We start from the raw sequence: 12,975 nt of genomic DNA on the forward strand, positions 1-12,975 counted from the left end.
CGGGAACGGCCGTACCGGGACGGGGAGCAGGGGGCGGAAAGCACAGGCTTGGGGGCGTACAGGGGGTTTATCGACAGCTCGTCATACGTGCGGGGGAATGAGGCCGTCCGGGCGAATCCGCCCCGGGTGCCGTGGGCAACTCTGGACCCGCGACGTCGCAAGCGAAGCCGTGGACGGTGGGCCAACTGTGCACGGCAGCAACGCACTTCCGGTGCAGCGCCATTCGTGGCGCACTTACCGTTCCTGGAGGAATGAACATGGCACGCATCCGTACCGCCCGCGTCATCGCGGCGGCCGCCGCCCTTCCGTTCGCTTTCGCCGTCATGTCCGGCGTGGCCCAGGCGGACAACGGCTCCCTCGCGGACGACGGATCCAACTCCAACGCGAGCTCCAGCTCCCAGGTGCAGGGCGCGGTGGGCAACGGGAACAACACCAACAACGCCAACAACGCCACCGTCAACGGGAACGGTGCCGTCGTGAACCAGGTCAACGAGACGCACAACGAGACCGCCACCGTCGTCTTCAGCAACATGTGGTGACGAGCTGACGGCCGCTCGCATCGAGCGGCCGTCGCTCGTGGGGATGGGCTCAGGCCGCGCGTTCGCGATGCTGTCGCGGACGCGCGGTCGCCGTTCGCGCCCCCGTTTCCTGGATTCTCCGCGCCGCGCAGTGCCGTGCTGCGCTCGACCTGTGCCGCCCCCGCTGGGTCAGCAGCAGTCTGTGCGTGTGAGTGATGGCCCATCATGCCTGACGCGCTATCAGGTAGTGCGAGGTGGAGAGAAAGGCGTCAGGGCTCGTCGGCCCGTCGGCTTCGCGGGGCGTTCGTCAACCAGGCGGGTGGATCCGCGCGGGTGTTCGGCATGGCGGGTATCGGGATGCTCGGCCGGAACTGGTGCCGGTGACCGCTGCGCACTCCCTCCGAGCGCTCCCGGTCCTCCTCGGGAACTCCTGGTGCTCCGCCGGTGCTCCGGCGGCGTTCCGCAGAGGCGAGAAGCCCCGGAGGCGCGCGGCAGATGGCTGAATCGTGGCGCGCGGTGGGCGTGCCTGACCGGTTCCGGGGGTTCCGGCTCGTTCACTCGGCCCATGGCGACCAAAAATCAGATGATGCGACGGGCCGCCCTGCTGTCGGCCGCGCTCGCCACTGTGCTCACCGGAGGCGCTGTCCCCGCCTCCGGTGCCGAACCCGCTCCCCCCGACTCCGCCGCCTACCGCCCCGCCGCTCCCGCCCCGTACGGCACCCCGTCCGACCCCGCCCCCGGTGGCGGAGCGCCGACACCCGGGGAGCCGGGTGCGTCAAGGGAACCGCGCGAAACGGGAGAGAAGGTAGAAACGGGAGAAGCCGGAAGCGAACCCGGCGACTCCCGGGGGCTGGACGACCCGGCCGCGCCGGACGCGCCCGCCGACCCGGGGGCACTCGGCGCCGGCCCGGGGGACCAGCCCTCCCTGGTACGGGGCGACCCCCGCGACTTCGGGGCGCAGATCTTCCGCGGCAACGCCTTCGACACCTGCCAGGCTCCCTCGGCGGACACCATGCGGGCCTGGCACGGCACCTCGCCGTTCGGTGCCGTCGGCGTCTACATCGGCGGCCGCGGCAGAGCGTGCCCGAAGCAGAAGCATCTGAGCCCGGACTGGGTGCGGACGGTCGACCAGCAGGGCTGGAAGCTGATGCCGGTCTACGTGGGTTCGCAGGCGCCCTGCGTCATCGCCAAGAACAAGCGCAGGTTCCGGATGTCCGACAAGGACCCCTACGGGCAGGGGAAGCGCGAGGGTCTGGACGCGGTACGCCAGGCGGAGAAGCTCGGGATGGGCCGGAACAGCGCCGTCTACCTCGACATGGAGGCATACCGGTACAAGCAGCAGAAGTGCGCCGACACCACGCTGCGCTTCATCCAGGGGTGGAACAGCGCGGTGCGTGCGGAGGGGTACGTCGCCGGCTTCTACAGCAGCGCGGACTTCGGCGTCGCACACCTGGAGAAGGCCCGCGCCGCGGGCGCCCGGGGCCTGCCGTCGGCGGTGTGGTTCGCCCGCTGGCGCACCGAGCCGTCCATCGACGGGGAGCGCAACCTCGATCCGCAGGCGTGGCAGCCGCACCGCCGCATCCACCAGCACACGGGCAATGTGAAGCGCACCTACGGCGGCCACACGGTGCACATCGACGAGAACCTCGTGGACGCGCCGGTGGCGGTCGTCGGATGACCGGCCCCGGCCCACCCTGATCCGCCTGGTGGATTCTCTCCACCTTCAGGAGGTGTAGGAAGCACCACCACTACACCCTGAGGCGGACGCGGCATCGGGACCTTCGGGCGATCCGGGGAGGCCGGTCGACTCCTAGCGTGGATGCCATGACCACGCCTGGGACAGTTCGGACTCCCCGGACCTTCAATGCGAAGCACGCGCGGTCCCTTGCGGTGCAGCCAGGCTCCGGGGGACAGCCACTGACGTTCACCTCCTACGTCCAAGCGCGCGGCCCGGTGCTGCTGCGCACCGCCCGCTCCCTGACCGCCAATCCCAGTGACGCCGAGGACCTGCTCCAGACGGCACTGACGAAGACCTATCTGGCCTGGGAGCGGATAGAGGACCACCGCGCGCTGGACGGTTACGTCCGCCGCGCGCTGGTCAACACCCGCACGTCGCAGTGGCGCCGCCGCAAGGTGGACGAGTTCTCCTGCGAGGAGTTGCCGGAGCCCGACCCGCTGCCCGCGCCCGACCCGGCCGAGCAGCAGGCCGTACGGGACGCCATGTGGCGGGCGGTGCTCAAGCTGCCCGCCCGGCAGCGCGCCATGGTGGTGCTGCGCTACTACGAGGACCTGAGCGAGATACAGACCGCCGAGGTGCTCGGTGTCTCCGTCGGCACGGTCAAGAGCGCTGTCTCGCGTGCCCTGGCCAAGCTGCGGGAGGACCCGCAGCTCGCCGCCGACGTCCGCGCGGACGCCCCCGTGACCGGAACCGCGGCCGAGACCCCGGCCCAGGAGGCTGTCGCGGCCTGAGCCCGGGGTGGGCCGGCCGCCGGCCGGGGGCGCCCCGCCGGGCGGGCGGCCGGAAGGGAATTCCTGGACGGTGTCCGGGGGACAGGGGGACAGGGGGACAGGGGGACAGGGGGACACGGGGACACGGGGACCGGGGGACAAGGGGGCGAGCCCGGGAGACGACGAGCCCGGGAGACGGGCCCGCGACCGGGGTCGGGGGCGGTCCGCGATCCGGGATCGGCGACGGATCCGCACAGGACCCCGTGACATACCGAGCGGTCGGTGGCAGGCTTCCGCGAAACCGACGCATTACCCGTGCGTAAATCCACACCTGTGCGTAACCGCTTCCCTGCGTGAGTGCATCGGGTGTGCACCGCACGGCGTGCGTCCGCTCCGCGTATCCACCGCCCATGGGGAGGCCCCGGTGCTGAGCACGATGCAGGACGACGTACCGCTGACCATCTCGCGCATCCTGCGCCACGGAATGACCGTCCACGGGGACGCGCGGATCACCACGTGGACCGGCGGGGCCGGGCCGCACCGCGCGGCCTTCCGGGCGACCGGGGAACGCGCCGCGCAGCTCGCCCACCGCCGAGGCGGCGCTCCGCGCGGGCGGCTCGCCGCGCCGTACGTGCCCGCCGCAACCGTCGCAACCGCGTGATCTCGGGAGGCCACCGTGCATAGCACCATGCAGGACGCCCCGCTGACAGTGAGCCGCATCCTGCGGCACGGCGTACGGGTACACGGATCATCGACGGTCACCACCTGGACGGGAACCGACACCCCCCAGCGGCGCACTTTCGCCGAGATCGGCGAGCGGGCCGCGCAGCTCGCGCACGCCTTGGCGGAATTGGGCGTCGCGGAGGGGGATGTAACGGGGACCCTCATGTGGAACAACGCCGAGCACGTGGAGGCGTACTTCGCCGTTCCGTGCATGGGCGCCGTGCTCCACACCCTGAACCTGCGGCTGCCTGCCGACCAGCTCGGCTACATCGCACGCCACGCGGGCGACAAAGTGATCTTGGTGAACGGGTCGCTGGTCGGGCTGCTGGCGCCGCTGCTCCCGCAGCTGCCGGGGCTGGAACACGTGGTCGTCTCCGGGCCGATGGCGGAGGAGGCGCGGACGGCGCTGGCCGGGGTTTCCGGCGTGCGGGTGCACGAGTACGAGGAACTGCTCGCGGGGCGCCCCACAGCCTACGACTGGCCCGAGCTGGACGAGCGGCGCGCGGCGTCCCTCTGCTACACCTCCGGCACCACGGGGGAACCGAAGGGTGTCGCGTACTCGCACCGGTCCATCTATCTGCACTCCATGCAGGTCAACATGGCCGAGTCGATGGGCCTCACGGACGCGGACCTCACGTTGGTGATCGTTCCGCAGTTCCATTGCAACTCGTGGGGGCTGCCGCACGCGGTCTTCATGACCGGCGTCAGCATGCTCATGCCCGACCGTTTCCTCCAACCCGGACCGATCGCCGAGATGATCGAGCGGGAGCGGCCCACGCACGCTGCTGCCGTCCCGACGATCTGGCAAGGTCTGCTCGCCGAGCTGACGGCGAATCCGCGAGATGTCAGCACGCTGTCGCAAGTGACGATCGGCGGGTCGGCGTGTCCGCCCTCGCTGATGAAGGCGTTCGACGACCTCGGAATGCGGGTCTGCCACGCATGGGGCATGACGGAGACCTCGCCGCTCGGCACCGTCGCCCGGCCGCCGGCCACGGTGGCACCCGGCTCCGACGAGGAGTTCGCCTACAGGCTGACGCAGGGCCGGTTCCCGGCCGGTGTCGAGGGGCGCCTCATCGGGCCGGACGGTACCGAGCTCCCGTGGGACGGGGCGGCGGCCGGAGAGCTGGAGGTGCGCGGCCCGTGGATCGCGGGCGCGTACTTCGGCGGGGTGGAGGGCGACTCCTCGCGCCCCGAGGACAAGTTCAGCCCGGACGGCTGGCTGCGTACCGGCGATGTCGGCGTCATCAGCCCGGACGGCTATCTGACGCTCACCGACCGCGCCAAAGACGTGATCAAGTCCGGTGGCGAGTGGATCTCCTCCGTCGAGCTGGAGAACGCGCTGATGGCGCACCCCGACGTCGCCGAGGCTGCTGTCGTGGCCGTCCCGGACGAGAAGTGGGGCGAGCGTCCGCTGGCCACGGTCGTGCTCCGCGACGGTGCCGCGGCCGACTTCGCCGCCCTCCGTGACCACCTCGCAGCGAAGGGAATCGCGCGCTGGCAGTTGCCGGAACGCTGGGCCCTGATCGCCGAGGTACCCAAGACCAGCGTCGGGAAGCTCGACAAGAAGGTGCTGCGGGGGCGCTTCGCCGAGGGGGCTTTGCAGGTCGTGAAGGTCTGAGAGAGCACCCAGCAGGGCGCCCCCGGCCCTCGTCCGGGGGCGCCCTCGATGCTGTCGACCCAGTGCAGGATGCTCTCGATGCAGGCGCGGGCCTGCCCTGGCGCAGCAGTTCGGCGCACACTCGGGATCCGAGAACGGCGGGGGCGGTCACACCGCGCCTGGTGCGGGCGCTTCGCCGGGTGGGGGCAGATGGTCCGGGCCGGGTCGGCACCGGCTCGGGTGTGCCGTCGGGCAGGGCGTAGCGGGCGCTGATGATGTGGGGCGCGGTGCCGTGTCGGGTACCTCGGCGTAGTCCCGCGCGTGGCGGTAGGAGCCGGCCAGCAGCTGCATGGTCAGGCGCACCGGTTCGACGGTCTCGCCCGAGGGCGCGCCGGCCCGGGACGCCCCCGGGGCCGCACCGAGGCCCCGGGCCGGACCCGGAGCGGCCCCCGGGGGGTCGGTTCGGGCCGATCCTGGTGGTTCGGGCCGATCCTGGTGGTGCGGTTCGGGCCGATCCCGGTGAATCAGTTCGCGCCGATCTTCGTCAGCAGGTCGACGATCCGCGCCTGCACCTCCGCACTGGTCGAGCGCTCGGCCAGGAAGAGCACCGTCTCGCCCGAGGCCAGCCGCGGCAGCTCGTCGGGGTCCAGACCGGCCGAGGTGTAGACGACGAACGGAGTCCGGTTGAGTATCCCGTTCACCCGGAGCCAGTCGATGATGCCGGCCCGCCGACGCCGGACCTGCATCAGATCCATCACCACGAGGTTCGGCCGGACCTGGGCGGCGACCTGAACCGCTTCCGCGTCCGTCGGCGCGTGCGCGACCTGCATGCCGCGCCGCTCCAGGGTCGCGGCGAAGGCCGCCGCGATCGCCTGCTCCTCCTCCACCAGCAGCACCCGGGGCGGATGCTGCTCGCTGTCGCGCGGCGCGAGTGCCTTCAGCAGCACCGCGGGGTCGGCGCCGTAGGCCGCCTCCCGGGTGGCCTGGCCCAGCCCCGCCGTCACCAGTACCGGCACCTCGGCAGCCACTGCCGCCGTACGCAGCGACTGCAGCGCCGTCCTGGTGATCGGTCCGGTCAGCGGGTCGACGAACAGCGCGGCCGGATACGCGGCGATCTGCGCGTCCACCTCCTCGCGCGAGTGCACCAGGACGGGACGGTAGCCGCGGTCCGAGAGCGCCTGTTGGGTGGAGACGTCCGGCTCCGGCCAGACCAGCAGCCGCCGCGGGTTGTCGAGCGGCTCGGGTGGCAGCTCGTCGTCCAGGGCGTGCGGCGGTACGCCGAAACCCCGCCCGTCCGTCACCTCGACGGGGCTGTCCGGACCGTCCAGTGGTTCCGGCCCTTCTGCCAGTTCCGCGCCCGGCCCGCCGCCGGGGCCGCCGACGGCGAACTCCTGGGGACCACCGTGCCCGACCTGCGCCGGGCCGCCCTGGCCGGGGACCTGTCCGTCCTGGCTCTGCCCCTGGAGCTGTCCTTGGGCCTGGTCCGGGCCCGGCCGACCTGCCCCCGGGGCACCGGGCGCTCCTGGGGGACCTGCCTGGGGCTGTGGCAGTGGCCCCGGCACGGCGCCGGACTGCCCCTGCGGCGGCGCTAGCCCGTGCGGCTGCGCGTGGGCCTGTCCCGGTGCCTGGGGCTGTGGCTGTCCCTGCCCCTGAGCCTGCGTCTGTCCCTGAGCCTGCGCTTGTCCCGGCAGCCCCGGCCAGGACCGGCCCTGGCCGGGAGCCGTATCCGGACGGGGCAGCCCGTGCGGGGCCTCCGGCGACGAGCCGGCACCGCCGTGCGGCGCGCCGGTCGGGCCGCCGCTCTGGGGCGCGCCCGCCGGAGCGCCCCCCTGGGTACCGGGCGAGGTGCCCTGCGTGCGTTCCTCCGGGGTGGCCAGCTTCCGGCGGCGGCCGGAGCCGGCCGGGGGCGCGGGGGTCGACGGGGTGGACGGTATGGCCGACATGGCCGAGGGCGTCGAATGCTGCGTCGGTGGCCACTGCTGGGCCTGGGCCGCGGACTGCTCCGCCATCCGCTCGGCGAACGGGACCCCCTGCCCCAGCGTCCGCACACGGGGGCCCGGGCCGGTCTCGTAGGAGCCCGCCTCACCCGGGTGTCCCTGCTCCCGCCGGGAAGAGGCCGTGTGCGCCTGCTGCGCCCCCGCCTGCTGCTGGTCCGGGAGGGCCCCGCCGCCCAGGATCGGGCTGGCGGCGACCACCGAGGAGTCCCCGCGCCGCGGTTCACCGCTCTCCTCGCGCGGGTCCGGGGTATCTGCTGCCCCGCCCGTGTCCGCGGGTCCGCCGGAGGGCACGCCTCCGTCCGCGGGCAGGCCTCCGGGAGGGGGCACGCTTCCGTCGCGGCCTGCGGCTTCCGGGCCTGCGGCGTCCCGGCCCGCGGCATCAGGGCCTGCGGATTCCGGTGCGCCGGTTCCCGGAGCCGCCCACATGCCGGGGGCGGCCTGGGGCGACGTGCCCGGACCGGCGCCGTCGGGTGCGGGGGGCGCTGGATGGGGGGCGTACGCCGGATCGTCCGCCGCAGCCCCCGGCTCTGCGCCGGGCGCCGGGGCCGGCCCCGGGGTCGTTCCGGGGAGTCCCGGGAGCGAGCCGGGAGGGGGAGTGGTGTCCCCGCCCGCGGCTTCCGCCGGGGCTCCCGAGGGCGGCCGACCGGCGCCGGCGTCAGCACCGGAACCGATTCCGGGTTCGGCACCGGGACCTTGGACCGGGGACGCGAGGCCCGCCTCCGAGGCGGCCGGAGGGAGTGCGAACGGCGCGTGGCGCGGAGCCTGCTGGGCCTCGGCCTCCGCCGCCTCCGCCCGCGCGCGAGCCGCCGCGATGCGCCGTGCCCTGCGCCCGCCGTCGGGCGGTGAGAGCTCCGGACCGCCCGCGGCCTCTTCGGCCCCGGCGCCGCTCGTGTCCTGCGGGCCGGGCTGTCCGGGCAGTTCGGGCTGTCCGGGCACCACACCGGCAGCCTCTGCCGCAGCCTGCGCCCCTGCAACCTCATGCGGGCCGTGAGCGGTCTCCGTGCGCTCTCCCAGCGCACGCCGGGCGCGCCTACCGGTCCCCTGTGCGGCCACCGGCACGGAGGCGCTCCCGCTCGGGGCGCCCGCGGGCAGTTCGAGCGCTCCGGATCCGCCGCCGGCGCCCGCCTCGCCCCCGTAGGGCGCCTGTGCGAGCTGCTCCTCCGCCGGACTCGGGCGTCCGCGCCGCCGCCCGGTGGGCCGGGGCATGTCAGAAGTCGAGCCGGAGCCGTCGTCGTGGGGGTCCTGCTGGTGCGGGCGCTGCGCGGGCACCGGAGCGACCGGACGGCCGGGCACCGCCGACAGGCCCTCGACGGGCCCGGCTTCGGAGCTGCCGCCGGCGTCGGACTGTGCGCCCCCGGTTCCCGGCTGCGCGTTCCCGGCGCCCGGCCGGGCGCCCTCGGGGGAGGGGACGGGGCCCAGCGCGGGCGGCACGGCCCCGGGAGCGCCACCGGGTTCCCCGCCGGGCGCGGACGGACCCGGGCCGGCGGTGAGTTCCATGCTCTGCCGTGGGTCCGGCACCTGGGCCGGCCCGGTTCGCGCCTGCCGCGGATCGGTCACCGGCTCCAGCGCCGCCGCCGACGTATTGTCGTCCTGGCCCTGGCCCTGGCCCTGGCCCTGGCCCTGGCCCTGGCCCTGGCCCTGGCTCTCGGTCAGGCCCTGCGCGCCGGGGCGTTCGATCGGTGCCGGGAGCGCGGCCGGGGGGCCGCCTCGGGCGGTGCCCTCCGGAGCCTGCCCCACGACACCCCGCGCCGGGGCCGCCGGCACGGGCATGACCGTCGTCTCACCGTGCTCCGCACCGGGCAGCACGCTCGGCACTCCGAAGGCGCCGCCCTCGCCGCCGTGCGAGGCGCCCCCGCGGGCACGGCCACCGCCCCGCGCGTGGCTGCCCGTACGGCCGCGGGCGCCGCCGCCGCCGGTCGAGTCGCCGCCCGCCGTGTGACCGCCGCCTGCCGCGCGGCCCGCACCGGACGTGCCGCCCTGGCCGTCGCCTGTCCCGGACCCGTCCATGTCGGCCGGGCCGCCCCTGCGGGCGCGGCTGCCGGACTGCCTGGCCGTGTTGCCGACCGCCTTGACCGGGACCTCCAGCACGTACGCGCTGCCGCCCGCCGAACCCGGTACCTCGTGGGTCTGCAGCACGCCGCCGTGCCGGGTGACGATGCCGCGCACCAGCGGCTCGTGCACCGGACTGCCACCGCTGTACGGGCCGCGCACCTCGATGCGGACCACCTCGCCCCGCTGCGCCGCCGCGACCACGATCGTCGGGTCGGCGCCGGGCGGCGGCGCGACCTGCGCACGACCCGTCGCGTCCACGCCCGCCACGTCCGCGATCAGGTGCGCCAGTGCCACCGCGAGCCGTTCGGGGTCGACCTCGGCCTCGATCGGCGGGGCGTGCACGGCGAACTGCGCGCGCCCCGGACCGATCAGTTCCGTGGCGCCCTCGACGCCGGCCGAGACCACCGCGTCCATCGGCACCGGCTCGGTCCGCAGCCGCTCCTGGCCGGAATCCAGCCGCTGGTAGCCGAGCACGTTGTCGACCAGCGTCGTCATCCGGGCGTAGCCCGCCGACAGATGGTGGAGGATCTGGTTCGCCTCCGGCCACAACTGCGCCGCCGGGTCGGACGACAGCCCCGACAGCTCCTGGCGGAGCTGCTCCAGCGGCCCGCGCAGCGACTCCTCCAGCACGGCCCGCAACTGCGCCTGCCGCCCCGCGACCGCGTCGTAGGGGCGGCGGTCGGTGAACGTCAGCACCGCGCCGACCAACTGCTCGCCGTCCCGCACCGGCGCCGTCGTCATGTCGACCGGCACCGCGCGCCCGTCCTTCGCCCACAGCACCTGCCCGGCCCGCACCCGGTGCTTGCGACCCGAGCGCAGACTGTCCGCCAACGGCGTCTCCTCGAACGGCAGCGGGGTGCCGTCGGGGCGCGAGTGGTGCACGAGGGGGTGCAGTTCCTGGCCGCCGAGGTCGCTGGCGCGGTAGCCGAGGATCTGCGCCGCCGACGGGTTGACGAGCACCACGCGGCCCTCGGAGTCCACCCCCACGACACCCTCCGAGGCGGCACGCAGGATCATCTCCGTCTGACGCTGCTGCCGCGCCAGTTCGGCCTCGGTGTCGAGAGTGCCGGTGAGGTCGCGCACGACGAGCATCAGCAGTTCGTCGCCGGTGTACCCGCCGCCCGGATTGTCGGCGAAGGCGGCTTCGATCGCGGAGGCGTAGGGCGTCCGGCCGTCCTCCAGGTTCGCGCTGGTCACCTCGACCGGGAACTCGCTGCCGTCGGTACGCCGCGCCACCATCCGGGTCGGCTTCTGCCGCCCCTGACCCTGTTCGGCCTCGTCCGGGCGCCGCATCGACCCCGGGATGCGCTTCGAGTCGAACTCGGGCAGCAGGTCCAGCAGCCCGCGCCCCACGAGCGCCGTGCCGGGCGTCTCCAGGGTCTCCAGCGCGATGGCGTTGGCGTTCACCACCGTGCCGTTGCAGTTCACCAGGAGCAGCGCGTCGGGCAGTGCGTCGAGTATGGCGGCGAGGCGAGCAGCGCCTCGGGATGGCCTGCTGCTCACGGCGACAATTCCCTCCTGCTGACCTCAGGTGCGCGTGACCTTCCGCCCGTTTCTTCCCAGTTGGTCCGGTCAGGTCACGGCTGCCAGTCTGCCGTTCACCCCGGGCGTGTCACTAGGGGGAGTCTACGGGCCACCCTTTCGGGCGCGGCGCCGGATGCGAGAGAGGTCACCTGGTACGGGGGCCCGGGCGGCAGCCCTCGGAGCGCTCTGTGCCCAACGGGCGGCGCACGGAGGCGAGTACGCCGAGCGCCGCCGGACCACCCTTCCGGTCCCCCGCCGGGGCCTCTGCCGGGCACCTCCGCCAAGGCGGCTTCCGGTCGCCGGCCAGGGGTGACTTCCGGCCGCTGTCCGCGGCTGCGTCGTGGCCACTGTCCGGGGCTCGGGCGGGGCGCGGACGCGGCTCCGCCGGACGCTTCCTCCGGACGCTGCGGAGCTAGTCGTTCCGCTTGGCGTCCGGGTGGAGGGGTTTTGTCCGCGCCCGGAGGAGATCCGGAGGGGGCCCGGGGAGGACCAGAAGGAGGTCCGGGGAGGATCAGAAGGAGGTCCGGGGCAGTGCCGGAACGAGGCGGTTCCACCGCGCCACCTCGCAGCCGTTGGTCCGGCTGAACCGGGCGTCGACCTTCCGCCCGCGCCAGGTGCCCGTCACGTGGGCCTGCGCGGGGCCGCCGTAGATCATCGTGCAGACCGCGTCCCCCGGTACGGGCGCGAACGGGTCCCTGCCCTCCGAAGCCGCCCGGTCCAGCGCGGCACAGGCCCGGCCCGGCGCGGGGTGCTCGCCGCCCGCCGGGTGGCAGCGCAGGGTGTACGACCCGTCCCGCGCGGCCCGCCCGCTGCGGGTCACGGTGAAGGTCAGATCGGCGGCCGGGCGCCGGTCCGCGGGAGACACAGTTGCCGCGGCTTCGCCGGGAGCGGTCGCGGGGGCGGCTGCCCGACCCGCAGCGGATGCCTCGGGCGCCCCGAGGAGGGCGAGCAGTCCGGCCGTCGCCGAGGTGACCGCGGTGAGGGTGAGAAGAGGGCGGATGCGGAGGAGTACGGGGGCGGTGCGGCGCGGCATGGCTGGCTCCAGAGGTCGGGAGCGCTCCCGCCCGGCCGGACGGGGCGACTCCGCGAGGGCGAGGGGACGGGGGCGCCGCGAGTACGCCCCCGCCGTGTTCAACGCCGCTTCCGGCTCGCCGTTGCGCGGACGGACCCGTCCGGCCCCGTCCGAGCCCGGGACGCGCCCCGGATGGGCGCACCGCCGGCGCGGGTGCCCCCGCCGCAGGGCCCGGAGCCGCTCGGCCGGGGCGCGCGGCCGGGGCGTGTTGCGGCGAGCGTCGCGGAGGCCGGCCGCGCCTCCCCTCCCCGCCGGCCGCCGAAGTGCTTTGCCCAGGGGTCCGCGGACCGAGTACGGTGGGAGCCGATTGGAGACAGCCCCCAGGGTTGTGCCATCATCAGCACACACTTTGTCGCGCCTGCGGGCGCTCGGAGTGTGTCTGGAGGCTTCGCCTAGTCTGGTCTATGGCGCCGCACTGCTAATGCGGTTTCGGGGTAACCCCCTGATCGAGGGTTCAAATCCCTCAGCCTCCGCTTGAGGTCTACGGGTCCGTGCTCGCATACGGACCTCAAGATCACCGAAGCCCCGGCCCCGTCCGGGGCTTCACTCGTTCCGGGGCAGTCTCCCCGCCACCTTCACGCCTCCGAGCCCCTGCCGGGCGACTGGGACGACAAGGGACCGGTCCGCACCCGAAGCCCCTTCGTGGGTGCATTTTCGCAGGTCAGTCGGGCTGCGGGTAATGGATTTCGCCTGGGACCGCAGGTCATGTAATGTTGTTCCCGCAACGCCGACCGGCAAGAAAACCGCCGGACGACAAGCGCTCGTAGCTTAACGGATAGAGCATCTGACTACGGATCAGAAGGTTGCAGGTTCGAATCCTGCCGAGCGCGCAGCAAGCGAGAGCCCCGCTCTGGATCATCGGAGTGGGGCTCTTTCGTGTGTCATGCGGCAGCGAAGTGCGGCGAGCGGGTCAGCTGTCGGTGGCCGTACCGCGTGGCGGGTGGGGCGTGATCCCGCCCGCTGCTCCAGCGGTGAACGTCGCGGTGCGGACCTCGGAGGCCCTGGTACCCCGACGACGGACCGCAGACCGTCTCGCCGCATGGG

The 12,975-nt window shown here is 74.1% G+C and carries 7 protein-coding genes and 2 tRNA genes; 7 read left to right on the forward strand and 2 right to left on the reverse strand.

Annotated features, from left to right (window positions below):
* Positions 1–257 precede the first annotated feature (257 nt).
* The 5 genes from ACFYMO_RS12755 (at position 258) to ACFYMO_RS12775 (ending at position 5,307) form a co-directional block, all read left to right on the forward strand.
* Positions 258–539, forward strand: a complete 282-nt coding sequence (locus ACFYMO_RS12755) for a hypothetical protein (protein WP_019354473.1) — start codon at positions 258–260, stop codon at positions 537–539.
* 544 nt (positions 540–1,083) lie between these two features.
* Positions 1,084–2,196, forward strand: a complete 1,113-nt coding sequence (locus tag ACFYMO_RS12760; protein ID WP_388546045.1) for a glycoside hydrolase domain-containing protein — start codon at positions 1,084–1,086, stop codon at positions 2,194–2,196.
* Between the two features lie 146 nt (positions 2,197–2,342).
* Positions 2,343–2,987 (forward strand): SigE family RNA polymerase sigma factor, encoded by a 645-nt coding sequence (locus ACFYMO_RS12765; protein ID WP_366773302.1) that lies wholly within the window; start codon positions 2,343–2,345, stop codon positions 2,985–2,987.
* Positions 2,988–3,390: 403 nt separating this feature from the next.
* Positions 3,391–3,627, forward strand: coding sequence for a hypothetical protein (locus ACFYMO_RS12770; protein ID WP_366773321.1), 237 nt, complete (start codon positions 3,391–3,393; stop codon positions 3,625–3,627).
* Positions 3,628–3,642: 15 nt separating this feature from the next.
* Positions 3,643–5,307, forward strand: coding sequence for a long-chain fatty acid--CoA ligase (locus tag ACFYMO_RS12775; protein WP_388546048.1), 1,665 nt, complete (start codon positions 3,643–3,645; stop codon positions 5,305–5,307).
* 503 nt (positions 5,308–5,810) lie between these two features.
* Here the strand turns inward: ACFYMO_RS12775 and ACFYMO_RS12780 are convergent.
* Together ACFYMO_RS12780 and ACFYMO_RS12785 are read right to left on the reverse strand one after the other, a co-directional pair.
* On the reverse strand, positions 5,811–10,838 hold the full coding sequence (locus ACFYMO_RS12780; RefSeq protein ID WP_388546051.1) for a PAS domain-containing protein: 5,028 nt from the start codon (positions 10,836–10,838) through the stop codon (positions 5,811–5,813).
* 532 nt (positions 10,839–11,370) lie between these two features.
* Entirely contained in the window at positions 11,371–11,892 is a 522-nt protein-coding gene (locus ACFYMO_RS12785) for an SSI family serine proteinase inhibitor (protein ID WP_027760002.1), read from the reverse strand.
* 420 nt (positions 11,893–12,312) lie between these two features.
* Here ACFYMO_RS12785 and ACFYMO_RS12790 point away from each other — a divergent pair.
* Together ACFYMO_RS12790 and ACFYMO_RS12795 are read left to right on the forward strand one after the other, a co-directional pair.
* Positions 12,313–12,404: transfer RNA gene (locus ACFYMO_RS12790), tRNA-Ser, on the forward strand.
* 284 nt (positions 12,405–12,688) lie between these two features.
* Positions 12,689–12,761: transfer RNA gene (locus tag ACFYMO_RS12795), tRNA-Arg, on the forward strand.
* The last annotated feature ends 214 nt before the right edge of the window (positions 12,762–12,975 follow it).

The organism is Streptomyces sp. NPDC007025, from assembly GCF_042869455.1.
Lineage (GTDB): Bacteria > Actinomycetota > Actinomycetes > Streptomycetales > Streptomycetaceae > Streptomyces.

Coding starts and splice junctions, on each gene's coding strand:
- ACFYMO_RS12785 (WP_027760002.1), bottom strand. CDS start 11,892: ATGCCGCGCCGCACCGCCCCCGTACTCCTCCGCATCCGCCCTCTTCTC.
- ACFYMO_RS12755 (WP_019354473.1), top strand. CDS start 258: ATGGCACGCATCCGTACCGCCCGCGTCATCGCGGCGGCCGCCGCCCTT.
- ACFYMO_RS12760 (WP_388546045.1), top strand. CDS start 1,084: ATGGCGACCAAAAATCAGATGATGCGACGGGCCGCCCTGCTGTCGGCC.
- ACFYMO_RS12765 (WP_366773302.1), top strand. CDS start 2,343: ATGACCACGCCTGGGACAGTTCGGACTCCCCGGACCTTCAATGCGAAG.